The sequence below is a fragment of the Ponticoccus sp. (in: a-proteobacteria) genome (assembly GCF_048381735.1).
On the sequence record NZ_JBLXGL010000001.1, the window covers coordinates 493,974 to 516,020 of the forward strand.

Annotated in this window: 19 protein-coding genes; 8 read left to right on the plus strand and 11 right to left on the minus strand. The window is 68.7% G+C overall.

The window, feature by feature from the left end; genetic code table 11:
• Nucleotide 1 precedes the first annotated feature (1 nt).
• The 3 genes from ACN5KJ_RS02325 (at nt 2) to ACN5KJ_RS02335 (ending at nt 2,256) form a co-directional block, all read left to right on the plus strand.
• On the plus strand, nt 2-685 hold the full coding sequence (locus tag ACN5KJ_RS02325; protein ID WP_418591899.1) for a TerB family tellurite resistance protein: 684 nt from the start codon (nt 2-4) through the stop codon (nt 683-685).
• A 6-nt stretch (nt 686-691) separates the two neighbouring features.
• A complete protein-coding gene (locus ACN5KJ_RS02330) occupies nt 692-1,696 on the plus strand; it encodes an endonuclease/exonuclease/phosphatase family protein (protein WP_418591900.1) in 1,005 nt (334 codons plus the stop codon).
• Between the two features lie 191 nt (nt 1,697-1,887).
• A complete protein-coding gene (locus ACN5KJ_RS02335; RefSeq protein WP_418591901.1) occupies nt 1,888-2,256 on the plus strand; it encodes a hypothetical protein in 369 nt (122 codons plus the stop codon).
• A 218-nt stretch (nt 2,257-2,474) separates the two neighbouring features.
• Here the strand turns inward: ACN5KJ_RS02335 and ACN5KJ_RS02340 are convergent, their stop codons facing one another.
• The 8 genes from ACN5KJ_RS02340 to ACN5KJ_RS02375 all read right to left on the minus strand — a co-directional run bounded on the left by ACN5KJ_RS02340 (nt 2,475) and on the right by ACN5KJ_RS02375 (nt 13,072).
• On the minus strand, nt 2,475-4,022 hold the full coding sequence (locus ACN5KJ_RS02340; protein WP_347167393.1) for a Ppx/GppA family phosphatase: 1,548 nt from the start codon (nt 4,020-4,022) through the stop codon (nt 2,475-2,477).
• Nucleotides 4,023-4,328: 306 nt separating this feature from the next.
• On the minus strand, nt 4,329-4,502 hold the full coding sequence (locus ACN5KJ_RS02345; protein ID WP_023849460.1) for a DUF1328 domain-containing protein: 174 nt from the start codon (nt 4,500-4,502) through the stop codon (nt 4,329-4,331).
• Nucleotides 4,503-4,587: 85 nt separating this feature from the next.
• A complete protein-coding gene (locus tag ACN5KJ_RS02350) occupies nt 4,588-5,220 on the minus strand; it encodes a cell wall hydrolase (RefSeq protein WP_418591902.1) in 633 nt (210 codons plus the stop codon).
• A gap of 205 nt (nt 5,221-5,425) precedes the next feature.
• Nucleotides 5,426-7,939 (minus strand): putative PEP-binding protein, encoded by a 2,514-nt coding sequence (locus ACN5KJ_RS02355; RefSeq protein ID WP_418592226.1) that lies wholly within the window; start codon nt 7,937-7,939, stop codon nt 5,426-5,428.
• A gap of 409 nt (nt 7,940-8,348) precedes the next feature.
• Nucleotides 8,349-10,568 (minus strand): glycine--tRNA ligase subunit beta, encoded by a 2,220-nt coding sequence (gene glyS, locus ACN5KJ_RS02360; RefSeq protein WP_418591903.1) that lies wholly within the window; start codon nt 10,566-10,568, stop codon nt 8,349-8,351.
• A gap of 283 nt (nt 10,569-10,851) precedes the next feature.
• Entirely contained in the window at nt 10,852-11,547 is a 696-nt protein-coding gene (locus ACN5KJ_RS02365) for a DUF1206 domain-containing protein (RefSeq protein WP_418591904.1), read from the minus strand.
• Nucleotides 11,548-11,621: 74 nt separating this feature from the next.
• Complete coding sequence (locus ACN5KJ_RS02370; protein ID WP_418592227.1) at nt 11,622-12,131, minus strand: DUF6446 family protein; 510 nt, start codon at nt 12,129-12,131, stop codon at nt 11,622-11,624.
• Nucleotides 12,132-12,133: 2 nt separating this feature from the next.
• Entirely contained in the window at nt 12,134-13,072 is a 939-nt protein-coding gene (locus ACN5KJ_RS02375; RefSeq protein WP_418591905.1) for a glycine--tRNA ligase subunit alpha, read from the minus strand.
• A 500-nt stretch (nt 13,073-13,572) separates the two neighbouring features.
• On the opposite strand from ACN5KJ_RS02375, the gene ACN5KJ_RS02380 reads away from it, so the two are divergent.
• Nucleotides 13,573-15,354, plus strand: a complete 1,782-nt coding sequence (locus ACN5KJ_RS02380; protein ID WP_418591906.1) for a serine protease — start codon at nt 13,573-13,575, stop codon at nt 15,352-15,354.
• Between the two features lie 208 nt (nt 15,355-15,562).
• Here ACN5KJ_RS02380 and ACN5KJ_RS02385 read toward each other — a convergent pair whose 3' ends face one another.
• On the minus strand, nt 15,563-16,126 hold the full coding sequence (locus ACN5KJ_RS02385) for a hemerythrin domain-containing protein (protein ID WP_418591907.1): 564 nt from the start codon (nt 16,124-16,126) through the stop codon (nt 15,563-15,565).
• A gap of 288 nt (nt 16,127-16,414) precedes the next feature.
• Nucleotides 16,415-17,437, minus strand: a complete 1,023-nt coding sequence (ilvC, locus tag ACN5KJ_RS02390) for a ketol-acid reductoisomerase (protein ID WP_418591908.1) — start codon at nt 17,435-17,437, stop codon at nt 16,415-16,417.
• A gap of 136 nt (nt 17,438-17,573) precedes the next feature.
• Here ilvC and ACN5KJ_RS02395 point away from each other — a divergent pair, with 136 nt between their 5' ends.
• The 3 genes from ACN5KJ_RS02395 to ACN5KJ_RS02405 all read left to right on the plus strand — a co-directional run bounded on the left by ACN5KJ_RS02395 (nt 17,574) and on the right by ACN5KJ_RS02405 (nt 19,805).
• The gene (locus tag ACN5KJ_RS02395) at nt 17,574-18,029 is read left to right on the plus strand and encodes an Lrp/AsnC family transcriptional regulator (protein WP_418591909.1); all 456 of its coding nucleotides are present in this window, start codon (nt 17,574-17,576) and stop codon (nt 18,027-18,029) included.
• Nucleotides 18,026-18,481, plus strand: coding sequence for an Lrp/AsnC family transcriptional regulator (locus ACN5KJ_RS02400; protein WP_347167400.1), 456 nt, complete (start codon nt 18,026-18,028; stop codon nt 18,479-18,481). Before ACN5KJ_RS02395 ends, ACN5KJ_RS02400 begins: the two co-directional genes overlap by 4 nt.
• A gap of 199 nt (nt 18,482-18,680) precedes the next feature.
• Nucleotides 18,681-19,805, plus strand: coding sequence for an aminotransferase class V-fold PLP-dependent enzyme (locus tag ACN5KJ_RS02405; protein ID WP_418591910.1), 1,125 nt, complete (start codon nt 18,681-18,683; stop codon nt 19,803-19,805).
• A gap of 196 nt (nt 19,806-20,001) precedes the next feature.
• Here ACN5KJ_RS02405 and ACN5KJ_RS02410 read toward each other — a convergent pair whose 3' ends face one another.
• Entirely contained in the window at nt 20,002-21,195 is a 1,194-nt protein-coding gene (locus ACN5KJ_RS02410) for a UbiH/UbiF family hydroxylase (RefSeq protein WP_418591911.1), read from the minus strand.
• Nucleotides 21,196-21,379: 184 nt separating this feature from the next.
• On the opposite strand from ACN5KJ_RS02410, the gene ACN5KJ_RS02415 reads away from it, so the two are divergent.
• Entirely contained in the window at nt 21,380-22,021 is a 642-nt protein-coding gene (locus tag ACN5KJ_RS02415) for a GntR family transcriptional regulator (RefSeq protein WP_418591912.1), read from the plus strand.
• The last annotated feature ends 26 nt before the right edge of the window (nt 22,022-22,047 follow it).

Below are 22,047 nucleotides of genomic sequence, written 5' to 3' on the forward strand. Positions count from 1 at the left end.
CATGTCGATCTGGACGCGCATATCGCAGGCCCTTCAGGCCCTTGCCTCGGGCGAGGGCCTTGGCACCGTCTTCGAACGGCTGCGCACACCGCCCGAGCGGTCGGTGGCCTTTACCATCGCGGTCATTGCCCTGTCGGCGAAGATGGCCAAGGCCGACGGGCTTGTGACCCGCGCCGAGGTCACCGCCTTCCGCGAGGTCTTTTCGATCCCGCCCGAGGAAGAGCCCAACGCCGCCCGTGTCTTCAACCTTGCCCGGCAGGACGTGGCGGGGTTCGAGGATTACGCCCGCCGCATCGCCGCCATGTTCGAGCGCGACAAGAGCACCCTGTGCGACCTGCTCGAGGGGCTGTTCCATATCGCCATGGCGGATGGCACCTACCACCCGGCAGAGGATGCCTTCCTGACCCGGGTGGCAGAGCTGTTCGGCCTGTCCGAGACCCGCTTTCGCGCGATCCGCGCCCGTTTCGTGCCGGACGCGGTGCCCGATCCCTACACGGTGCTGGGCGTCAGCCCGGACATGCCGCTGAAGGAGATCCGGGCCGAGTGGCGCAAGCTGGTGCGCGACAGCCACCCCGACCGGATGATCGCCCGCGGCGTTCCCGAAGAGGCGGTGAAGATGTCCGAGCGCAAGATGATCGCCATCAACCGCGCCTGGGAAGAGATCTCGGCCCGCGAAACCGCCTGAACCGCCGTGCGCCTTGCGACCTACAACGTGGAATGGTTCGACGCGCTCTTCGACGACGACGGGCGGCTGCTGCGGGACGATGGACCGACGAAACGCCCTGACGTCACCCGGGGCATGCAGGCCGAGGCGCTGGGGCGGGTCTTCCGCGCCATGGATGCCGATGCGGTCATGGTGATCGAGGCCCCGGACACCGGCAGCCGCCGCTCCACCATCCGCGCCCTTGGGGCCTTTGCCGAGATCTACGGCCTGCGCACGGATGCGGTGGCCACCGGCTTTGCCAACGAGACCCAGCAGGAAATCGCGCTGCTTTACGACCCGCAGGTGCTGGTGGCACGCCATGACCCGCAAGAGGGCGCCGGGGCACCGCGCTTCGACGGCGTATTCGGCATCGACCTCGACGTGGACGCGACCGAGGATCGCGTGACCTTCTCCAAGCCGCCGCTGGAACTGGCGGTTCAGGGGGCCGGGGGCAGGGCGCTGCGCCTGATCGGCGCGCATCTGAAGTCCAAGGCGCCGCATGGGGCGCGCAGCCGCGATGCGGTCATGCGCCTGTCCATCGCCAACCGGCGCAAGCAACTCGCGCAGGCGATCTGGCTGCGCCGCCGCATCGAGACGCATCTGGCCGCCGGCGAGAGCCTGATCGTGATGGGCGATCTCAACGACGGGCCGGGGCTTGACGAATACGAGGATCTCTTCGGGCGCTCTTCGGTCGAGATCGTGCTTGGGACGCCGCCGGGGCCGGTGCTCTACGATCCCCATGCCTCCGAGGCGCTGGCCAGCCGGCTTGGCGCCCAGCCCTCGACCGCGCGCTTCTTCCTGAAGGATCGCGGACGCTACCTGCAGGCGCTGCTCGACTACGTGATGATTTCGCCGGACCTGTGCGCGCTGGCGCCCCGCTGGCGCATCTGGCACCCCTTCGACGACCCCCAGTGCTGGGCGGACGCATCCCTGCGCCGGGCGCTTCTGGACGCGTCGGACCATTTCCCGGTGACGCTGGATATCGCGCTCTGAGCAATGGAGCGGTGGGGGTAGGCGGCCTGTCGTGGGGCGGTCAGCCGTGTCGCCCGGACCGGCGGCGCGACACTGGCGCCCTGTCCGAGGGTGTTTGAAAAACCAGGGAAGTCAGGGCGCTGCGACCGGGTCCGCCCTGTCGCCGGACGCGCCCCTTTTTTCCGACGCAGCGACGCGCTATAATCGCCGCCATGAAACCGATTGCCGCCGTCCTTTGCCTTGCTGTTCTGACCGCTCCGGCTGCCGCGCAGGAGGCCGATGAGGGCCTGAGCCTGATGGAAGAGGGGGCGCGCCTGTTCTTCCGGGGGCTGATGTCCGAGATGGATCCGGCGCTCGAGGAACTGGAGGGGATGGCTGACGACATGCTGCCCCTGCTGCGCGAGTTGCGGGCCGAGATGGGGCCGGCCTTCCGCAGGCTGCTGGAAGAGGTCGACGACTGGTCGGCCTATCGTGCGCCCGAGATCCTGCCCAACGGTGACATCATCCTGCGGCGCAAGGTTCCGCTGACGCCCGATGATGAGGCGCCCGAGGCCCCGGAGGAAGGCCCCGTCGATCTGTAATCCCCCGTGTCGTGATGTTGCCGGTGGTCCGCCCTTGCGGGTAAGGGCCGGGCAGGCATCTTGGCAGGGTGCCACTGCCGGTGATCGCCACGGCGTGCGAGGGGGCGGGCCCGAGGCCGTTTCCGTCGCCGCAGGCGGTGATGCCGGGGCGGCGGGTGCGGCTCGGGGCTGCCAGCGGTCGCGGCGCGACAGCCGTGCCGGACGCGGGGGGCCGTCTGTCAGGCCTCTGCAGCGATCTTCCAGCTATCGGCCTTCAGCGAGTCGGCCAGCGACTTGAACCGCGACTCGGCCACTTCGTTGTAAAGCACATGGCTCTCGGACCCCAGGTGAAGCGTCAGCGTGGCCTGTTCCGGCTGCCAGTCCAGCCGTGCCCGCCCGTCGACGTCCCGCAGGGTCCAGAGCATGGCCCCGAAGCGCATCGCCTTGCCCAGCACCTCGGCCTCTTGCTGGTGCGCCGCGTCGAGCATGGCGAAGAGGTCTTCGAACCGCGTGCCCTCGCGCTTGTTGCGGTAGCGGTGCATCAGCGCCATGCCCAGCCAGACGCGCTCCCAGTGCTTCAGCCCGCCAAGGTTGGCCCGGGTGGCATTGTCGAAGCAGATCTCGGCCCGGTAGTCCGGGTGGGCGCGCCAGCTGACGTCGTGCAGCAGGCAGGCCGCCTTGATCAGCCGCCGCCGCGCCGGGCCGCTGTCGGGGAACAGCGGCAGCACGAAATCGTAGAGGTCGCGCCCGAACCCGGGGTTGCGGGCGTCCTTGGCCTCGGCAAAGCGGCAGGCCTCGACCAGCGGATCGCGGTCGCGCAGCACCTGCGGCATCTGTTCGTACAAAAGCCCCTCGCGGATGCCGTAGGAGGACACCGCGATGTCCTGCGGCTGAAAGGCCTCGACCACCTGTGCCAGGACCTCGGCGGCGTAGGGCACCAGCGCCATCCGGGTCGAGGAGATGCCGCAGCGCTTGCGCAGCGCGTCCGGGTCCTGTCCTTCGAGAAAGGCCAGCGTCTCGCGCACGCTTTCAGCATCCATACGGTACTCGTGCAGCACATGCAGCGGGTAGCCGCGCCGTTCCATGTCGATCTTGGCGATCGAGCGCCAGCTGCCGCCGACCAGGAAAAGCCGGTCGCGCTGCGTGCCCATATGGGCGACCAGCCGGTCGATCTCGGCGCGGATGTGTTTCTCGCGCGCCTTGCGCCCGCCGTCGATGTCCTTCAGCTTCAGCGGCCCCAGCGCCGAGGTGATGCGGCGCCCCACCGACCCGCCCGAGATCTCTGCCAGTTCCATCGACGAGCCGCCGATGTCGCAGACCAGGCCGTAGGAACCGGGCCAGCCCAGCAGCACGCCCTGCGCCGACAGCCGGGCCTCTTCGGTGCCGTCGATGACCCAGACCTTCAGGCCGGTCTCGCTTTCCAGCTGGCGGCGGAACTCTGGCCCGTCCTGTGCATCGCGCATGGCGGCGGTGGCCACCACGGTCAGGTCTTCCAGCCCCATGCCCTCCGCCAGCTTGCCGAAGCGGCGCATGGCCTTCAGCGCGCGGTCGCGCCCTTCCGGGTTCAGATGTCCGGTTTCGTTCATCCCGGCGCCCAGACCGCAGAGCACCTTTTCGTTGAAGAAGTAGGCCGGGCTGCGCGCGGCGCCGTCGAAGACCACCATCCGCACCGAGTTGGAGCCGATGTCGACCACCCCGACGCGCGACAGGGCGCGGGCCTCCGGGTCGTTGAACAGGGGCCTGCCGAATGGGCTCCAGTGGCCGTGGGTGTCCTCGTCGCCGTCCATATGTCTTCCCCGAGTACCTTGGGGGCGGTTCTGCCGACTGGCGCCGCCGGGGTCAATCGCTAGCGGCAACGCAAATCGGATTTTCGCAGGGTCACTTTCCGCGGCAGGGGCAGGGTGGCGTCCCGGTCTGCCTGCGGCGCCCGGGATAGGGGACACGGGCCGCGCGGACGTTCGAGCGCGACAATGTCAGCGGAGAAAGGCCCGCCGATGCCTGCCTGCCCGGCGTACCGCGACAGGCCGGGGCATGAAAAAAAAGGGGCGGCCCGGCAGGGCAGCCCCATGTCACTCGTCAATACCGTAACGCGGTTATACCACGGATTTGCCTCTGACGGCGCGTGCGATCATCATGACCACGAAGAGGACGAGGAAGATCACGAAGAGGATCTTGGCGATCCCGGCAGAGGCCGCGGCCACGCCGCCGAAGCCCAGGATCCCGGCGATGATCGCCACAACAAGGAATGTCAGTGCCCAGCCAAGCATTTGAACCTCCATCTTTATTGTCGAATGTCAGCTGTTTCGACAACGCGCGGGGGTGCAAAAGGTTGCATGGGCCGGGATCGGGGCCTCAGCCCTGATAGGTGTGCCGGTAGAAGACATGCACGCCGATGCGCGCGGTCCGGCGGTACTTGGACGACCAGTTGGGGCGCACGGCGGTCGTGTGGTAATGCGTCGCGCCTTCGGTCAGGGCGCGCGGGGCGCCATCCAGCACCGCGCGGGCGACCTTGCCCACACGCTCCCAGGCGCCGGGCTCGCGGATCGCTTCGGGGTGGCCGTCGCAGGTATAGGTGAACTGGCAGCCGAACTTGCGCCCGGTGCCCTGATGGATCACGCCGCAGACCGACTGCGGGAAGCGGGACGAGGCGACACGGTTCATGATGACCTCGGCCACGGCGAACTGCCCCTTCACCGTCTCGCCGCGCGCCTCGAAGTACAGCGCCTCGGCAAGGCAGCGCCATTCCGCGCCGCCCGAGGGCTTGGGCTGACGGGACAGCCAGTCGGTGGTGTAGCGAATGCCGCCGGCGCCCTGAACAGAGGCCACCGGCGTCACCAGCGCCTTGAGGTGGCCGTCGTCGACACGGGCAAGCGCGCGCTTTTCCAGCGAAACGAATTGGGCCGCGGTGCGGGCGGGATCGGCGGCGGCGGGCATAGCGGCAAGCGCTGCCACAAGGGCAACGGCACAGCGAAGGGCATTCATCATCGGGCGTCTCGTTCAGCTTCGGGATGCCCCGACGCCTTGGCAGCGACATGCGGGACCGGAGCCTGATACGGAATTTCGCCATTTCCGTAAACCGCGCGGGGATTTTGGGCGGATTCGTGCCGATCGGGGCGCCAGATGCCTTTCTTTCGGGCATCTTATGTATGCGGCCCGCTGCCGCAGGGCAGAGCGGAAAACCCCCGCCGGGTCAGAGCTTGGGCGGCAGCTTCACCCCCTTGGCCCGCAGCGCCAGCTGGGCGGCGGCAAGTCGCGCAACCGGCACCCGGAAGGACGAGCAACTGACGTAGTCCATGCCCACATCGCGGCAGAAGGCGATGGAATCGGGGTTGCCGCCATGTTCGCCGCAGATCGACAGGGTGATGCCGGGATTCGCGGCGCGGCTGCGCTCCGCGCCGACCGCCAGCAATTCGCCGACGCCGTCGGTGTCGAGCACATGGAAGGGGTCTTCGTTGAACACGCCCTGACTGACGTAGTCGGACATGAAGCGCCCCGCGTCGTCGCGCGACAGCCCGTAGGTCATTTGCGTCAGGTCGTTGGTGCCGAAGGACAGGAAATGCGCGAAGGGCGCGATTTCGGCGGCGCGCAGGCAGGCGCGCGGGGTTTCGGCCATGACACCCAGCCGGAAGGTGAAATCGCGGCCACGTTCGGTACGCACGGCGGTGGCGACCGCTTCGATCCGGCCGCGCAGCAGTTCGACCTCGCGCTTGGCACTGACCAGAGGCAGCATGATTTCCGGCACCACGGGCGGCGCGCCCTCGTGGCTGGCGTCCAGCGTCGCCTCGAAGATCGCGCGGGCCTGCATGTCGTAGATCTCGGGCACGGTGATTCCCAGACGCACGCCGCGCAGGCCCAGCATGGGGTTGTACTCGCCCAGAGATTGCACGCGCCGGGTAACGTCCGACACCGGCAGGTCCAGTGCCTCGGCCAGATCGCGCAGGCCGTGGCGGTCGGTGGGCAGGAATTCGTGCAGCGGCGGATCGAACAGGCGGATGCAGACCGGCATGCCTTCCATGATGCGGAAAAGCTCTGTGAAATCCTTGCGTTGCATCGGCAAAAGGATCGCCAGCGCCGCCTGCCGGTCCTGCGGGGTATCGGCAAAGATCATCTCGCGCATGGGCGTCAGGCGGTCGGCCTCGAAGAACATGTGCTCGGTCCGGCACAGCCCGATACCCTGCGCGGCAAAGTTGCGCGCGGTGGCGGCATCCTTGGGCGTGTCGGCATTGGCGCGAATGTCGATATCGCGCGCCGCATCGGCCCAGCCCATCAGCACGTGGAAGGCCTCGTCCAGGGCGGCCTCGACGGTGGCGGGGCTGCCCTCCAGCACGTCGCCGCTGGTGCCGTCGATGGTGATCACGTCACCCTCGCGGAAAACCTGCCCGCGCTCGGAGGTCAGGGTCTTGCGCTGCAGGTTGAACCGCAGCCGCGCCGCACCGACCACGCAGGGCAGGCCCAGGCCGCGCCCGATCACCGCGGCGTGGCTGGTCATGCCGCCGCGCTCGGTCAGCACGCCGACGGCGGCATGCATGCCGCGCACGTCCTCGGGCGAGGTCTCGCGCCGGACAAGGATGCAGGGCTCGTTGCGGGCGGTGCTGGCCAGCGCCTCGGCGGCGGAGAAGACGATTCGCCCCGTGGCCGCGCCGGGAGAGGCGGCAATGCCGCGCCCGATGACGCTGCGGGCGGCGCCGGGGGCGATCTGGCGGTGCAGCAGTTCCGAGACGGCGCGCGGCTCGATCCGCATGACCGCCTCTTCGGGGGTGATGATGCCATCCTCTGCCAGCCGCACGGCGATGCGCAGGGCGGCGCGGGTGCTGCGCGGCACCAGCACCCCGTCGAGGATATGCAGCGTGCCGTTCTGGATGGTGAATTCGATCTGCATCTCGGCGCGCAGGCGGCGGCGCATGACGCCCGCGTAGTCCTTGAGCAGGGCAAAGGCCTCGGGCGCGGCCTCTTCCAGGGAGCGCCCGCGCGGATCGCGTTCCAGATAGAGGCTGTCGGCGCCGCCGGTCAGGGCCTCGCGGCCCTGGCTCTGGCTGAGGTAGCGCCCGGTGATCTGGGGCAGGCCGGTCTGGCTGTCGACCAGTTGCAGTACGCCCGAGCCGCATTCGCCACGGCCCAGCCCCGGCGCCATTTCCTGCACCACCAGTCCCAGCCCGGCGTCGACGGGCGCGCCCCGGGCCTGCCGCAGCAGGCGGGCGGTCGTGCCCTCCCAGGCGCGGGCCATGGAGCGCAGGACCTCGGCCAGCTGGCGCTGCGGGTCCTGCGGAAAGGGCTCTTCGGCCTCTTCCTCATAGGCGGCGAGCGCGCGGGCAAGGCCTTCCTCGTCGCTTCCGTCGATCTCGTCGAAGAGATCCGGGTCGAGCCGGGCGACATGGACGGCATAGGCCTCGACGAAGCGCAGGTAGAGCCCGGCGGCGGCCTCGGCGCCGATGTTCTCGGCGAGAGAGGCGAGGCGGGCGTCGTTCATGCCGATGTTGAGGATCGCGCCGGGGCCGCCCCAGTCGGTTTCCTGCGAGGAGGGGCGGACGCAGAGCAGCGCATCGGGGTCGAAGGCGGCGGTCAGCGCCGCCATGTCGGGCAGGTTGCCCTGCGCGATGGCGTGGACCGAGTCGAAGGACAGCGCGACGGTGCGCGGCACCGGCAGGCTGAGGCGCACCAGCCTTTGCAGGCATTTCGCCCGGCTGCCATGGGTCGGCGGGGACATCGGGGAGGTCGGCGTGATCAGCGTCACGTGGGGATTGTCGTCGCTTGGTTTCTGCACTGCGGCACCTTTTCTTTGGGCGCAGAATACGGCTGCGGCGCCGTCTGGCAAGATGGGCAAGCGTCGCGGGTGACGGCGGCGCGGCGGCGGATCCCACGCGCGGGTGTCACGAGAGGCGGCGTCGGATGCCTCCGGCGGGGATATTTTTGGACAGAAGAAGGGCGGGGCGCGTTCTTGTGGGGGCCGGTTGTGGCGGTGCGCCGGGGGATTTGGGCGGGTCTTCAGATAGAGAAGGCGGCAGCGGGGTTCTGTCGCGGCAGATCGCGGTGCCGGGGGCGCGGATCGGGTGCTTCGGCGGGGCTGGCCGTATGTTCGGCGGGCGGGGGCCCTTTGGGGGCCGCCGTCGGGTGGGTCAGCCCTCGATCCGCGTCAGGTCGGCAACCTGCAGGCAGGTCTGGCGGATGCGGCTGAGCAGGTTGAGCCGGTTGCGGCGCACCACCGAATTGTCGCTGTTGACCTGCACCGCCTCGAAGAAGGCGTCGATGGGGGCGCGGAGCGTGGCCATGGCCTCCATCGCGGTGGCGAAGTCCTCGGCTTCCATCGCGGGTTTGATGCGGGTGTCGGCCGCGTCGAGGGCCGCGAAGAGCGCGCGTTCCTCGTCGGTCTCGGCGAACTTGGGGTCGGCGCCGTAGGAATATTCGACGCCGTCCTTTTCCTCGGCCTGCGTGAGGATGTTGTTGGCGCGCTTGAAGCCCTGCACGAGGTTCTTGCTGTCTTCGGTCTTCAGGACGGTGGCCATGGCCTCGGCGCGCTTCACCAGCAGGGTGAGGTCGTCGCTGCCGGGCATGGCGAGGCAGGCGTCGATGACGTCATGCGGGATGCCCTCGGCGCGCAGGTGGACCTTCAGGCGGTCGTGGATGAAGGAGAGGAGGTCGGCGGTTCTTTCTTCAGCCGTGGCACTCCAAAAAGCAGCCTTTTCTTCGTCACTGCCGCCGTAGCCATTCCCGGACAAAAGGTTGAATAGCTCGATTTGGAAATCCGTCTCTCCTCCAAAGCCATATCCGTCACCGTCTTGGAAGTGGGCGTTGCCATCGATTTTCACCGGTCGCAGAAGGTGCTGCTTGAGGATTGTGAATAGCGTCAACCGCAACCCGTTCCCCAGTACCAGCCGGATCACCCCCAGCGCGGCGCGGCGGAGGGCGTAGGGGTCTTTCGACCCTGTGGGCTTCTCGTCGATGGCCCAGAAGCCGGTGAGCGTGTCGATCTTGTCGGCCAGCGCCACGGCGACCGAGACCGGCGCCGTGGGCACGGCGTCGGAGGGGCCCAGCGGCGAGTAGTGTTCCTGTGCCGCCGCCGCGACAGCCTGAGGCAGGCCCGCGGCCTCGGCGTAGTAGCGGCCCATGAGGCCCTGCAGTTCGGGGAATTCGTAGACCATTTCCGAGGACAGGTCGGCCTTTGCGACCTGCGCGGCCTGTTCGGCCTGATCCGCCTCGGCGCCGACCAGCGGGGCGAGGTCGCGGGCAAGCGCCGCGATGCGGTCGATGCGGTCCTTCTGCGACCCGAGCTTGTTGTGGAAGGTCACGTTGGACAGGCGCTCGGTCCAGGCGGTCAGGCCCGCGTCCTTCGCCACGCGCAGGTCGTTGTCCCAGAAAAACTTCGCATCCGACAGGCGCGCCGCAAGCACCTTCTGGTTGCCCGCGAGGATGGTGGCGCCGTTGTCCGCCGTCTCGACATTCGCCACGGTCACGAATTTCTCGATCCGGCCCGTCCTGGGGTTCCTCACCGAGAAGAACTTCTGGTGTTCCTTCATCGAGGTCTGCAGCACCTCGGGCGGCAGGCCGAGGAAGGCCTCGTCGATCTCGCCCATCAGCACCACCGGCCATTCGACCAGCCCCGCGACCTCGGCCAGGAGGCCCTCGTCGTCGACCACCTCAAGCCCCTGCGCGAAGGCCGCGTTGGCGGCGTCGTTGCGGATGGTCTGGGCGCGCTCGCTGGCGTCCAGCACCACGAAGGCGCGCTTGAGCTTGGCCGCGTAGTCGTCGAAGCCACTGACCGTGAAGGCGGCGGGGGCGAGAAAGCGGTGGCCCTCGGTCTCGGCGCCCGCCTTGATGCCGTCGATGTCGAGCGGCACGACCTCGGCGCCGCCCTCGTCCGAGAGCAGGCAGAGGATGCGGTGCAGCGGGCGGACCCAGCGCAGCGTGCCCGCGCCCCAGCGCATCGACTTGGGCCAGGGGAAGGTCCGAATGGTCTTTTCCAGCACTTCGGCGACGATGGCCTGCGCGGGGCGGCCCTCGGTCACGACGGTGGCGTAATAGAAGGCGCCCTTCTTCTCTTCGCGCTCTTCAAGCTGGTCGCGGGTGACACCGGCGCCGCGCAGGAAGCCCTCGATCGCCTTGTCGGGCGCGCCGACCTTGGGGCCGCGGCGCTCTTCGCGCAGGGTGGGAGAGTTGGCGGTCAGCCCCTCGATGGCCAGCGCGAGGCGGCGGGGCGTATGAAAGGCCCTGGCGGCGGCATAGGTCAGACCGGCCTCGACCAGACCGTCGGTCACCATCTTCTGCAGGTCGGAGGCGGCGCGGGCCTGCATCCGTGCCGGGATTTCCTCGGAGAAGAGTTCGATCAGAAGGTCGGGCATGACGTCTTTTCCCTGCGGCCGTGGTCGGGGGGTGATTACCGGGCCGGGGCAGGGGCGGCAAGCGGATATGGCGGGACTCGAGGGGGCCGGTGGACCGAGGGGCGCTGCCCCTCCGGCTCCCCGAGGTATTTGCCGGACCAAAGAAGGGGCAGGGTGCGGGTGCGTCCGGTTCGATTTAGGGAACCTGTCTCTGCGCCGGGGGCTGGCGGCAGCGCGGGGGGATGCAAAGTCTTGGCGGCAGTGGAGAGGGGCGGGGCTCTTCGCAGGCCCCGCCCCTGGCTTGTCAGGCGGTGGCCTCGGCCAGCTTGCCCTCGGCCTTCAGCCTGGCGCGGCGGGCGAAGGTCATGACGTCCTCGCCGGAGTGCGCGGGCACGACGCGGTAGAGCGCTTCGACGAGGTTCTCGATGGCGAATCCGATCAGGCCGAGGCCGATGGCGCCCAGCAGCAGGCGCCCGAAGGGCTGCGAGCGGATCATGTGCAGCGCCTCGCCGACGCCGCCCGCCTCGCCGGGGTCGGCGGTCAGGGCGGCGTAGAGGATCAGCGCGCCGATCACCGCGATGACCACGCCCTGCGCCACGCATCCGGCCTTCATCGCCGGGTCCAGCCTGCGGGTCGTGGGGGTGACGCGGATGTGGTCCTTGTAGGTCTCGGCATGGCCCTTGTAGACGTAGTAACCCCCGGCGCCGATGGTGCCGAGACCGATGGCGCCGCCCTCACCGCCGCCGCCGCGCAGCGCGGTGGTCAGAACAGAGACACCCAGACCGGCGTGAATGGCCCCGGTGACCAGAAGCCCGGCGCGGGCGAAGAGGCCCTCGGCATCGGTGCCCCGGCATTCCAGATCCATCCAGGCGGCGATGACGCGCCAGAGGGCATAGGCGATCAGCCCCAGCCCGATGGCCCAGAGCGCGATCAGCCCCCAGGTCTGGCCCTTGAGGTCGGCCAGCGCATCGGTGGTGCCCTGCGCCTGCCCCCCTGCCATGCGGCGAGGACGGCCAGGCCCCCCACGACGGTATAGGTGGCGGCGGGGCCGCCGGCGCCGGGCGGCCCGTGCTGTCAGTCGCGCGGCGGGCAGTCCTCGCCCAGCGGCGTGCCGTCATAGGCCTTGGCGCCGCAGTCGTTGATCTCGTGCCAGACGTAGCCGCGGCCCTGCTCGGTGATCGCCACGACCCGGTCGATGCCCCATTCGATGTTGCGCACTCCGGTGAAGACCTGCGCGCGGCCCGCCGCGATCTCTGTCCCCAGCGCCTCGGCGTCGAAGCAGTCGAACCAGGCGGGCGTGATCTTGGGTTCCGCGCCCTCGTAGGGGGCGTAGGTCGCGGTCAGCTCGGGCAGCGACAGCGCGGTGGTGAAGCAGGCGCGGTAGCGGATCGGAGAGCTGTCGGCGTCGATGCCTTCGAAGCCCTCGACGGGGATGACCTCGGGCGTGCCCGCCAGCGTCGTCAGTTGGACGTCCTCGCCGGTCGGCTCGACGGTGTCGTAGAAGGCGTAGACGTTAGTGTACCAGACGCCGAAGCCCGCAGCCAGGGCGCAGAAGACCGTCAGCCCGGCAAGGAACTGGCCCATCCTCACGCCGCGAACCCTCCGGCTTCCGTCTGAACGAAGGCATCGGCGCACATCTTGGCCAGTGCCCGGACGCGACCGATATAGGCCTGCCGCTCGGTGACCGAGATCACGCCGCGCGCGTCCAGGAGGTTGAAGATATGGCTGGCCTTGATGGTCTGGTCATAGGCGGGATGCGCCATGACGATGCGCTTGCCGGTCTTCGGGTCCTCGTGCGGCTGCGACAGGATGCGGGCGCATTCGGCCTCGGCCTCTTCGAAATGGCGCAGCAGCACCTCGGTGTCCGCCACGTCGAAGTTCCAGCGCGAGTATTCCTCTTCGGTCTGGCGGAAGATGTCGCCATAGGTCAGCGGCTGCGGGCTTTGCGGGTTGTTGAAGGGCATGTCCATGACGTGGTCGATGCCCAGCACATACATGGCCAGACGCTCCAGCCCATAGGTCAGCTCGCCCGAGACCGGGGTGCAGTCGTGGCCGCCGACCTGCTGGAAATAGGTGAACTGGCTGACTTCCATGCCGTCGCACCAGACCTCCCAGCCCAGCCCCCAGGCGCCCAGCGTCGGGCTTTCCCAGTCGTCCTCGACGAAGCGCACGTCGTGCTGGCCCATGTCGATGCCGATGGCCTCGAGCGAGCCCAGGTACAGCGCCTGAAGGTCCGGCGGGCTGGGTTTGATCAGCACCTGATACTGGTAGTAGTGCTGCAACCGGTTGGGGTTCTCGCCATAGCGCCCGTCGGTGGGGCGGCGCGAGGGCTGCACATAGGCGGCGGCCCAGGGTTTGGACCCCAGCGCGCGCAGGGTGGTGGCCGGGTGGAAGGTGCCGGCGCCCACTTCCATGTCGTAGGGTTGCAGGATGGCGCAGCCCTTGGAGGCCCAGTAGGTCTGAAGCGCCAGGATGATCTCCTGGAAACAGGCGGGTTTCGTCGGGGTGGGGACGGTCTGAACCATGGTCCGTGGGCTCCTTCCGGCAGGTTGGCGCCTGATTGCCGCATTTCGCGCCGGGCTTCAATGACCAACGGGACCGCGCGGCGGGACGCATGATCGCAGCGGCTGTGGCGGCGCGATGCCGCCGGGGTGGCCCGGGCAGGGCGGTCGGCAAGTCATCGCGGTGGGCGCCCTGCGGGGGGGGGCTTCGTGGCATGGGCGCCGCGCTGGCGGGGCACCACGGCAGGCTCCGCCCGGTGCCGGAGGGCCTTTGGCGCCCGGAACGGCCGGGGCGCCGCCGCAGGGTTCGGGCCGGGCCTGTGCGTCCTGACCGCTGTTGTCGCGGCGCCGCGCCGTGTCCGCGCATCGGCAAGGGTGGGCCGCCGCGATGTGCCGCCCCCGTCACATCTGCTTTACGTGGCCGCGAGCGCCCTTGATTTTGCGTGCAACCCGCCGGGGCTGCCCTTAAGACATTGGGGAACTGTTCACGAGGGAGCCCGGGGCCGACAGAGGCCCGATTGACCATGACGAAAACGTTTCTCGCCCTGGCCGCTGCGGCCTTCATCGCCGTACAATCCGCCTCCGCGCAGTCTCCGGACGACAGCGTCTTTATCCAGCTTGAGGCCCGGACCTCGCTGAACAGTGCGCAGGCCAGCGTGCGGACCTACGCCGACCGGCTTCAGGACGTCAGCGGCTTTGCGCTGGGTGGCGGCTGGTACGGCATCGCCATCGGCCCCTTCACCCGCGCCGAGGCAGAGCGCCAGTTGCAGGACCTGCGGGCGCGTCGCGCGATTCCGCTCGACAGCTACATCGAAACCGCCGATGCCTACGGCCGCCAGTTCTGGCCCGTTGGTGCCAACGCGCAGCGCATACCGCAGCCCGCCGCGCCCCAGCCCGAGCCGGTGCAACAGGCGCAGGCCGCGCCGGTGGTCGAGCCGGTGCAGGCCGTGCCCGAGGCCGCGCCGGTGCAGCCCGCACCGGTCCCCGAGGAAACCCCGCGCGAGGCCCGTGCCTCGGAGGCGCAACTGACCCGGGCAGAGCGCGACGAGTTGCAGATCGCCCTGGAATGGGCCGGTTTCTACCAGGGCCGCATCGACGGGGCCTTTGGTGGCGGCACCCGGCGCTCCATGGCCGCATGGCAGGCCGAGAACGGCCACGACGCCACCGGCATCCTGACCACCCGCCAGCGTGACCAGCTTCTGGGGCAATATTACGCCGTGCTCGAAGGTATGGAGCTGGCCCGCTACGCCGATCCGCGCGCCGGGATCGCCATGGACCTGCCCATGGGTGTGCTGGAATTCGACCGCTACGAGGCGCCCTTCGCGATCTTCCGCCCCTCGGGCGATCTTCAGGCCCGCGCGCTGCTGATCTCGCAGCCCGGCGACCTGTCGGCGATGAATGGCCTTTACGAGGTCATGCAGACGCTGGAGATCGTCCCGCTGGAGGGTGAGCGCAGCCGCGACAACGGCGGCTTTGTCATCGAGGGCGCCAACGATCGCATCGTCAGCCATACCGAGGTCTCGCTGCGCAACGGCCAGATCAAGGGCTTCACGCTGATCTGGCCCGCGGGTGACGAGGAACGCCGGACCCGCGTGCTTGGCCTGATGCGCGCCAGCTTCGAGCGTACCGAGGGCGTTCTCAGCGCCGCCGAGGTCAGCGACGACGGCCAGTCCGTCGATCTGGTGTCCGGTCTCAAGGTGCGCACAGCCAAGGCCACCGGCTCGGGCTTCTTCATCGAGACGCGCGGCACGGTGCTGACCTCGTCGGACATGGTTGCCTCTTGCGAGCGGATCACCCTGAACGGCGTCTATACGGCGCGGGTTCTGGCGTCCGATCCGGCGCTGGGTGTTGCCGTGCTGATGCCCGAGGACCGGCTGGCGCCGCGCCGTGTCGCGCAGTTCCGCGCCGGTGATCCCCGCCTGCAATCCGAGGTCGCGGTTGCGGGTTTCTCCTTCGGTGGGGTGCTGGCGGCGCCTACGCTGACCTTCGGCACGCTTGAAGACCTGCGCGGCCTCGGCGGCGAGGAAGAGATGAAGCGCCTTGCCCTTGCGGCGCTGCCCGGCGACGTGGGCGGCCCGGTCTTCGACGCGGGCGGCACCGTGCTGGGCATGCTGCTGCCGCGCGGCGACGAAGAGGGGCGGCGGCTGCCGGACGAGGTGAGCTTTGCCGCCAAGGGCGAGATGATCCTCGACTTCCTGCGCGACAACGGCATCCAGCCGGTCGCGCGCGGCGGAATGGGCCCGATGGCGCCCGAAGACCTGACCGCGCTGGCGACCGACATGACGGTGCTGGTGGGCTGCTGGTAAGGCCGCCACCGACACCGCGAGAGACGCCCCCGCGAGAGGACCTCGCGGGGGCTTTTTCATGCGCGCAGGGCCGCTGACGGGCTTTGCCGGTTTGACAGGGGGCACGCGCCAGAGGGCGGGACTGCGGTACACCACCCGGCGCCGCGGCAAGGCGGCCCCGGGATTTGCACATGTTCAAGGCGGCGGGGCCTTCGCCCCGCCGCCCCGTTTAGCCCCGCAGGCGGTGATGCAGCACGATGGGCACGACGAGGTCCTCCTCGTCGGTCAGGTGCCGTTCGAGAAAGCCGTTCAGCCCCTCCAGCGTGTCGCGCAGCGGCTTCGCCTCTTCGGCCATGCCGGCGGGGTCCAGCGTTTCCAGCGTGATCACCCGGTTGGCCTGCCGGGTAAGCCGGTCGAGCCGTTCGTCCAGAACCACATGGTCCGCCTCCAGCATCTCCAGCCCGCGGGCAAAGCGGGCATCGGCGGCTTCGAGTTCCGGGAAGAAGCGCCGGTCCTCCCAGGCGTGGTGCCCGTGCAGGTTGCCCACCAGCCGCCCGCCGAAGGCGCCCAGCCGTTCCGCGTAAAGGTCCTCTGGCGTCTCCCCGTCCAGAAACCGCTCTGTCTCTGTCTGCAGCAGCGCGCCGATCTGGCGAAAGCCCAGATGTGCCCCCATCCATTGGCGGGTGGCCTTGTGAAAGCCCGGGTGATCCGGCCAGCCGTCGCGTGGCAGGTCCCGATAGAGGGTCCGCATTTCGGGCGGAAGCCCCTCGCGTTGGGTGATGTCGTAAGTCATGACACCCAAATCGGGATTGCGTTATATCATAACAATACGCATGGACGCACGGAGGTGCTGCCGCCGCGCACCCTTTTCAGCGCCAGAGTGCTGTCTTCCGTCAAGGGCTGTGCATGGGGCGTCGGGACCGGCGGGGCCCAATCCATCCGGCCAGTCAGGGGGCCGCAGGCCCGGTCAAACAACGCGGCACAAGGGGCCGGATGACCCCGGCACGCCCCGGAAAACCCTGTGCCCCAAAGAGAAAGGGGGCCGCAGGGGCCCCCTTTCGATCCGATCCGTGAACGGGGATCAGTTCTTGGCTTTGTCGACCATCTTGCCGGCGGAGATCCACGGCATCATGCCGCGCAGCTTCTCGCCTACCGCTTCGATCTGGTGCTCGTCGTTGATGCGACGGGTCGCCTTGAAGTAGGGCTGACCGACCTGGTTCTCTGCCATGAAGTCGCGCACGAACTTGCCGCGCTGGATGTCCGTCAGGACCTCTTTCATGCGGGCCTTGGTCTCTTCGTAGGGCAGGATGCGCGGACCCGAGACATACTCGCCGTATTCGGCGGTGTTCGAGATCGAGTAGTTCATGTTCGCGATGCCGCCTTCGTAGATCAGGTCGACGATCAGCTTCACCTCGTGCAGGCACTCGAAGTAGGCCATCTCGGGGGCATAGCCCGCCTCGACCAGCGTCTCGAAGCCCATGCGGATCAGCTCCACAAGGCCACCGCAGAGCACGACCTGCTCGCCGAAGAGGTCGGTTTCGCACTCTTCGCGGAAGTTGGTCTCGATGATGCCGGAACGCCCGCCGCCGATGGCCGAGCAGTAGGACAGGCCCACTTCCAGCGCCTTGCCGGTTGCGTCCTGATGCACGGCCACGAGGCAGGGCACGCCGCCGCCCTTGGTGTATTCGCCGCGCACGGTGTGGCCGGGGCCCTTGGGCGCCATCATGATGACGTCGACGCCGGGCTTGGGCTCGATCAGGCCGAAGTGCACGTTCAGACCGTGGGCGAAGGCGATGGCCGAGCCTTCCTTCAGGTGGTCATGCACGTATTTCTTGTAGGTCTCGGCCTGAAGCTCGTCGGGCATGGTGAACATGATCACGTCGCACCAGGCCGCGGCTTCGGAGATGCCCATGACCTGCAGGCCTTCGGCTTCGCATTTCTTGGCCGAGGCCGAGCCTTCGCGCAGGGCGATGGCGACGTTCTTGGCGCCGGAGTCGCGCAGGTTCAGGGCGTGGGCGTGGCCCTGGCTGCCGTAGCCGAGGATCGCGACTTTCTTGTCCTTGATCAGGTTCACGTCGCAGTCGCGGTCATAGTAAACGCGCATGGGGATACATCCTTCCGGGTTCTTGTTCTATGGGGCGCACTTTAGCCGGACCGTGGTGAGTGTGTTTGCGTTTTTCAGGTATTTGGGCCAAGAAGAAACATAATCATGCGTCTTGTTGGGGAATGCTGGAGAATTCATGCTCGACGATACGGATCGGCGCATTCTGCGCTACCTTATGGCGGACCCGGGCATGGCGCTGTCGGATCTCGCAGAGCGGGCGGGGGTCACCGGATCGACCCTGACCCGGCGGCTGGACCGGCTGCGCAGGCGCGGGCTGATTGGAACGGTGCAGGCCGTGGTGGACTGGAAGGCGCTTGGCTACGAGGTCGAGGTCAGCCTGCGCGTGACCCTTGACAAGACCCAGCCGCGAGCCTTCGACGAGTTTATTCAGGGCGCCAGGGATGTCCCGGAAGTGCTTGAGATACAGACGTTTCTGGGGCAGGTGGACGTGCGCCTGCTGATTGTCGCGCGGGATATGGCGCATTACCAGAGACTGTACCGCGAACACCTGCTGACCCTGCCGCATATCACCGACATAGAGGCGCTGATGCATGTCGCCCGTGTCTTCGAGAACGAGGCCCTGCCGCTGTGATCGTGCTTGACGACATCGACCGCGCGCTGATCCGGGCGTTGGCCAGGGACATGACGCAAAGCGCCGGCGCGCTGGGGCGCGCGCATGGTCTGTCGCAGCCCGCCTGCTGGCGCCGCATAAAGCGTCTGCGCGAGGCGGGAGTCTTTCGCGGCGCGCGGCTGGATGTGAACGCCGAGGCCATGGGCTTTGGCGTGACGGTCTTTCTGGGCGTCAAGCTGGCCACCAAGGGGCGCGTCAGCCTGGAAGACTTCGAGCGTGTCGTCAGCGCGATCCCCGAGGTGCAGACGGTCGAGCATGTGCTGGGCGCCTATGACTACCGCCTGCGGGTCGTGGCGCGCGACCTCTCCGATTTCGAGCGGGTGCTGCGCCGACGGATCATGGCGCTGCCGGGGGTGGGCAATCTGGACGCCAATGTCATGCTCTCGGAAGAGCGCCGCCCGGGGCCGCTGTAGCCGGGGCGGGGCTTGCCACCGGTGATGGAGGTCGGGCCCATTCCCGGGGGCGTGCCCCTGCGGGTGGACACGCCCGGCGCGCTTGGGGGACGCCGGGGCGCGTGGCTGGCGGGACGGACGGGCGGCGCTGCGGCAATTCGGGTTTTGCCAATCCGTGCACCAGCCGCTACGTCTTGGCCGGAACAGGATGGAGAGAGCCATGGCGCTTTTGGACAGGGTTGACCCCTCGGGTCTGGACGAATTCTCGGTGGTCTTCACCGACCGCTCGCTGAATCACATGTCGGCACAGTTTCAGGAGGTCATGCGCGACATTTCCTCCATGCTGCGCGAGGTCTACGGCGCGGCAGAGGTGGCGCTGGTGCCCGGCGGCGGCACCTTCGGGATGGAGGCGGTCGCCCGCCAGTTCGGACAGGAGGCCCGGGTGCTGGTGGTCCGCAACGGCTGGTTCTCCTACCGCTGGTCGCAGATCTTCGAGGCCGGCGGATTCGCCGGAGAGACCACGGTGCTGAAGGCCCGTCAGACCAGCAACAGCGCCACCGCGCCCTTTGCTCCGCCACCGATCGAAGAGGTCGAGGCCGCCATCGCCGAGGCGCAGCCGGATCTGGTCTTCGCCCCGCATGTGGAAACTGCGGCCGGGATCATCCTGCCCGATGACTACATCACCCGCATGGCGAAGGCCGCGCATGACGCGGGCGCGCTGATGGTGCTGGACTGCATCGCCTCTGGCTGCGTCTGGGTCGATATGCAGGCAACCGGCGTCGACGTGCTGATCTCGGCCCCACAGAAGGGCTGGTCTTCGACGCCCTGCGCCGGGCTGGTCATGCTGTCCGAGCGCGCCGCCCGGCGGATGCAGGACACCACCTCGAACAGCTTCGCCGCCGACCTGAAGAAATGGCGCGAGATCATGAAGGCCTACGAGGACGGCGGCCACGCCTATCACGCCACCCTGCCCACCGACGGGCTGAAGATGTTCCGCGACACAATGGCGGAAACCCGGGACTACGGTTTCGACCGGCTGAAGGACGCACAATGGGCGCTTGGCGACAAGGTCCGCGCAATGTTCGCCGGGAAGGGTATCGCATCGGTCGCCGCCGAGGGCTTCGGCGCCCCGGGCGTGGTGGTCAGCTATACCGGCGATGCCGATGTGAAGACCGGAAAGGCCTTTGCCGCCAAGGGCATGCAGATCGCCGCCGGGGTGCCGCTGGCGGTTGACGAGCCGGCGGGGTTCTCGACCTTCCGCATTGGCCTCTTCGGCCTCGACAAGCTCTACGACGTGGATGCCACCGTCGAACGCCTGCGCGCCACGGTCGACGCGGTGCTCTGATCTCAGGTCCGGGCGCCCGCCCTGCACGGGGCGGGCGCCCGGGGTCCGCGGGCCGGTTGGTCCGTGCTGGCACTGTGCCGCGAGGTGCCGGGCCGCAGGATACTGGCCCGCTGCTTCTCTGGTCCCGCAAATACCCTCGGGGGGAAGGCCGAAGGCCGGGGGGCAGAGCCCCCTTCGCGCTTAGCCCGCTTTGCGCTCAGCTGCCGGTGCCAAGCCCCAGCCGCATCAGCGCCGTCCTGACCGGTTTCGCCCCGTAGAGCACATCCAGGCCGGCCGCCCGCAGATCCTGCATCGCCGGGGCCGAGACCTGGCTGATCCGGTTGAGCGCGGTGATCCCCGCGACCCGCGCCCGCACGTCGGCGCTGCGGGCGCGCTCATAGGCCTCCAGCATCGCCGCATCGCCCAGCCGCCCGGGTGCGGCGGTGGCCAGATCCAGCAGGCAGGCAAGGTCGCGCAGGCTCATGTTCAGGCCCTGGGCGCCGATCGGGGGAACGACATGGGCGGCCTCGGCCACCAGCGCAAGGCGCTGACCCGACAGCCGCTCGGCTTCCTGCGCGATGATCGGCCAGAGCGTCCGGCGCGTGGCCAGCGTCAGCGGGCCGAAAAGATGGCACGAGCGTTCCGACATCGCCGCCTCGAAGGCGGGCACCTCGAGGGCATGAAGCGCCTGCGCCTTGGGCCCGTCCTCCATCCAGATGACCGCGGAAGAGGGATGGCCGTCGCGGTCGGGCAGCGGCACCAGCGTGAAGGGGCCGCCGGTCCGGTGGATCTCTGTCGAGACGTTGCAATGCGGAATCGGATGGGTGACCGCGAAGGCCAGCGCCTTCTGGCCGAAGCGCGTGGTCCGCACGCCGATCCCCGCCGCCTGCCGCATCGGAGAGCCACGCCCGTCCGCCGCCACCACCAGCCGGCAGCGCAGGCGGCTGCCGTCGCTCAGGCCGACGCGGGCCTCGCCCTCGCGGGTGAACAGCGAGACCGTGCCGGTGCCGGGACGAAAGTCGACATCGGCAAGCTCGGACAGGCGCTGCGACAGCTCGCGCTTCAGAAGCCAGTTGGGCAGGTTCCAGCCAAAGGGCGCATCGGAGAGGTCGGAGGCGGCGAAATCGCGCATCACGCGCGGCTCCGCCTCTGGCCCGCCCGCGTCGACGATGCGCATGACCTCCAGCGGCATGGCAAAGGGTGCCAGCCTGTCCCAGAGACCGGCGGCGTCCAGAAAGGCGCGGGCCGGTTGCAGGAAGGCGGTGGTGCGCAGGTCGGCGGTCTCTGCCGTGGCGTCGGTCACCGGCGGCGCAGGGTCGACGCAGACCACCCGGAAACCCGCCCCGGCAAAGGCGGCGGCGGCTGTCAGTCCGGCGATGCCACCGCCAGACACGAGGATATCGCAGTCCATGGTCCTTCTCCTGCCCGAGTCGTGCCGACATGCGTCGGTTCCCCTTCAAGGAGCTATCACTCGGGCCGCTGGCTGCGAGGGGCGAAATGTCGCGGCAGGCCCGGTTGGATGGCCGGGGGCTGGCTTCGGCTTGAACATGGTCGCGCGAGACGGGTATCGTGTCGCAACGACAGGGGAGAGGGTCATGACACAGGGCAGAACGCCGCAAAAGGATGCCTATACGCTGATCCTCGACGCCATCGATTCCGGCGTCTACCGGCCCGGCGACCGGCTGGTGGAAAGCGAGTTGGCCGACCGCTTCGGGGTCTCGCGCACGCCGATCCGCGAGGCGCTTCAGCGGCTGGAAACGCAATCGCTGCTGGCGCGGGACGGGCGGTCGCTGATCGTGGCCTCGCTGGATCACAACCAGATGGCCGAGCTTTACGCCGTGCGCACAGAGCTGGAGGGGCTGGCGGCGCGGCTGGCCGCCCGCCATGCCACGGAGGAAGAGGTCAGGGTGCTGCGAGACATGGTCGCCGACGACCGGGCGCTGTTGCACGATCCCGCCGCGCTGGCGCGGGCCAACCGGCGGTTTCACAAGCAGATCCACCTTGCCTCGCACAACCGGTTTCTCGTCCAGCAGCTGGATCTCGTCTACCGCTCCATGGCGCTGATGGCGACCACCTCGCTGGCGGCGCAGGGGCGCGGAGAGATCGCGCTGGCCGAACATCTTGCCATTGTCGAGGCGATCGCCTGCCGCGACGAGGCGGCCGCGAACAGCGCGCTGAGGGATCACATCTCTGTCGCCTTCGTCACCCGGCTGAAGCAGGATGCCGCCGAGGCCTGATCGGTGCCCGGCCCGTCGCCGGCCGC

Coding starts and splice junctions, on each gene's coding strand:
- ACN5KJ_RS02335 (WP_418591901.1), top strand. CDS start 1,888: ATGAAACCGATTGCCGCCGTCCTTTGCCTTGCTGTTCTGACCGCTCCG.
- glyS (WP_418591903.1), bottom strand. CDS start 10,568: ATGCCCGACCTTCTGATCGAACTCTTCTCCGAGGAAATCCCGGCACGG.
- ACN5KJ_RS02410 (WP_418591911.1), bottom strand. CDS start 21,195: ATGGACTGCGATATCCTCGTGTCTGGCGGTGGCATCGCCGGACTGACA.
- ilvC (WP_418591908.1), bottom strand. CDS start 17,437: ATGCGCGTTTACTATGACCGCGACTGCGACGTGAACCTGATCAAGGAC.
- ACN5KJ_RS02415 (WP_418591912.1), top strand. CDS start 21,380: ATGACACAGGGCAGAACGCCGCAAAAGGATGCCTATACGCTGATCCTC.
- ACN5KJ_RS02395 (WP_418591909.1), top strand. CDS start 17,574: ATGCTCGACGATACGGATCGGCGCATTCTGCGCTACCTTATGGCGGAC.
- ACN5KJ_RS02375 (WP_418591905.1), bottom strand. CDS start 13,072: ATGGTTCAGACCGTCCCCACCCCGACGAAACCCGCCTGTTTCCAGGAG.
- ACN5KJ_RS02325 (WP_418591899.1), top strand. CDS start 2: ATGTCGATCTGGACGCGCATATCGCAGGCCCTTCAGGCCCTTGCCTCG.
- ACN5KJ_RS02355 (WP_418592226.1), bottom strand. CDS start 7,939: ATGTCCCCGCCGACCCATGGCAGCCGGGCGAAATGCCTGCAAAGGCTG.
- ACN5KJ_RS02370 (WP_418592227.1), bottom strand. CDS start 12,131: ATGGGCCAGTTCCTTGCCGGGCTGACGGTCTTCTGCGCCCTGGCTGCG.
- ACN5KJ_RS02345 (WP_023849460.1), bottom strand. CDS start 4,502: ATGCTTGGCTGGGCACTGACATTCCTTGTTGTGGCGATCATCGCCGGG.
- ACN5KJ_RS02385 (WP_418591907.1), bottom strand. CDS start 16,126: ATGACTTACGACATCACCCAACGCGAGGGGCTTCCGCCCGAAATGCGG.
- ACN5KJ_RS02365 (WP_418591904.1), bottom strand. CDS start 11,547: ATGGCAGGGGGGCAGGCGCAGGGCACCACCGATGCGCTGGCCGACCTC.
- ACN5KJ_RS02350 (WP_418591902.1), bottom strand. CDS start 5,220: ATGATGAATGCCCTTCGCTGTGCCGTTGCCCTTGTGGCAGCGCTTGCC.
- ACN5KJ_RS02340 (WP_347167393.1), bottom strand. CDS start 4,022: ATGGACGGCGACGAGGACACCCACGGCCACTGGAGCCCATTCGGCAGG.
- ACN5KJ_RS02405 (WP_418591910.1), top strand. CDS start 18,681: ATGGCGCTTTTGGACAGGGTTGACCCCTCGGGTCTGGACGAATTCTCG.
- ACN5KJ_RS02380 (WP_418591906.1), top strand. CDS start 13,573: ATGACGAAAACGTTTCTCGCCCTGGCCGCTGCGGCCTTCATCGCCGTA.